We start from the raw sequence: 1739 nt of genomic DNA on the forward strand, positions 1-1739 counted from the left end.
ATATCGCGAACAAACCTGCCAGTTATTGGCGTTAGCCAATTCCACTTATGTAGCATTTGAAAGCTTAGACGCTCGTATTGGCCCGCCGCTTTAATTTGATCAACCAAGATGCCGGTTTTTGCATCGACAAAGATTCGCTGTGCTTGTGTATCAATCTGCCATACCGGTAAGCGCTTATTGCGAAAATCATAACTAGGACCAAAGAAAGTGATTGGCTCAATCGCTGTTATCTCTGTATTTGCAGGTAGATAATAAGCAGCAACCTGTTTTACAAACCCCCTATCATCCAAACGGCTATCGCTCTTTAATGGGATATAAACCGCTTGTTTTTCCTGCCCCTTACCTGCAAAGCGCTGCTCTCTGGTAATAGCCTTACCAGCCGCGCCATTCGGCACACTAAGCCGAGCAAACAATTCGCCCTGGGTATTGGCAATCAAACTGACTTGATCCAGCGGCTGATCACGATATCTATCCATGGCAGATTTAAAGCTATCGGAAGTACCCTTTAATTGGGTTAACGATAACGGGGGCAATAATCGCTGCTCACGAGCATTAGTATCCAGATAACTAAACCATAAATGATAAAAACCGCTGATTAACAACATGATTAGCGGCACATAGATAACCAACGCTAAACGCCGATGCCAGCGACGACTTGTATGGGTAATTTTTTTTCGCTTGGGTAGCGCAAAGATCAGTATCACCCCCATAACGGAAAAGAACATTAATACCGCCATCAACAGATTCATCACCGTAAACTGAAGCCATGGTATATCCTGCAAGGCGTGCTGGGTATGCAGTACTTGAAACAACCACTGCAGCCCGCGCTTCCAATCATTATTGATGGCAGCAACGGTTAAGGTTTCGGTATGAATATAAGCCGTTAAATTATCTTCACCGATAAAATCAACCCGCCAAACCGGCAGCTGACGATTAACCGCGGGATATGCCCTATCAAAATCGGTTTTGTAGGCAACGGTTTTAATCTCATCAATACTCCTTCCGGTGTAATAGGATGCCAACCATTTCGCTTGCTGCTGATCGTAGTCAGAGAGTAACACCGCTGAACTGAGATCATAATAGTCACGCGGTTGTTGCAGGTCTCTTGTTATCTGTAATAACACTTTATCCTGGGCGGGGACCAGCTTGACCAATGACGCCTCGGCAATATGATTTTGCTGAAGGATATTCACCATCGCCTCCACCTGCGAGCTATCAAAACTCTGCTTAGGCGGAAAGAAAGCTGTTTGTTGCGGCCCAGTCCAGACCATAATGGGATGACTAATGCCAGAGATCACAAATAGCAGCATGGCCAATGCCGCTGGCCATGTCAGCCGCTGGTGCCATAACTGGGCAAACTTCGCTAAGGGGCTCATGCTGTTAATACCTCGTTATCGGCAAGCCTAAAAACTCATTTTGATACCGGCAAAGACGCTACGAGGCATACCCGGACGATAATCCAGCTCCGTATTACCCACACGATTGGATGTATAAGTTGAATAACGCTTGTCAGCTATATTTTGCATCCGCGCGTAGACTTGCCACTGGTCGTTGACTTGATAGCTGGCCCGCAGATTGACTAAATCATGCCCAGCATAGCGCTGGCTGTTGGTTTCATCGGTATAGTAATCACCCAAGTGGGAAAATTCGGTTTCCAACCTTAATCCGGGCACCGTTAACGGTGTATAAGCGATGGTCAAATTACCCAAGGTCTTCGGCGCTTTTGAGATATCGTTGCC

At 46.3% G+C, this 1739-nt stretch carries 2 protein-coding genes; both read right to left on the reverse strand.

The genetic code is table 11. The features are described 5' to 3' along the window. A partial coding sequence (locus tag AACP44_RS09210; protein WP_339340234.1) for a hypothetical protein occupies positions 1 to 1376 on the reverse strand: 1376 nt, incomplete at its 3' end. A gap of 27 nt (positions 1377 to 1403) precedes the next feature. Continuing rightward, positions 1404 to 1739: TonB-dependent receptor (locus AACP44_RS09215; protein WP_339340235.1), on the reverse strand; the 336-nt coding region annotated here is incomplete at its 5' end.

The sequence above is a fragment of the uncultured Oceanicoccus sp. genome, from assembly GCF_963968385.1.
In the GTDB taxonomy this organism is placed as follows: domain Bacteria; phylum Pseudomonadota; class Gammaproteobacteria; order Pseudomonadales; family Dasaniaceae; genus Oceanicoccus.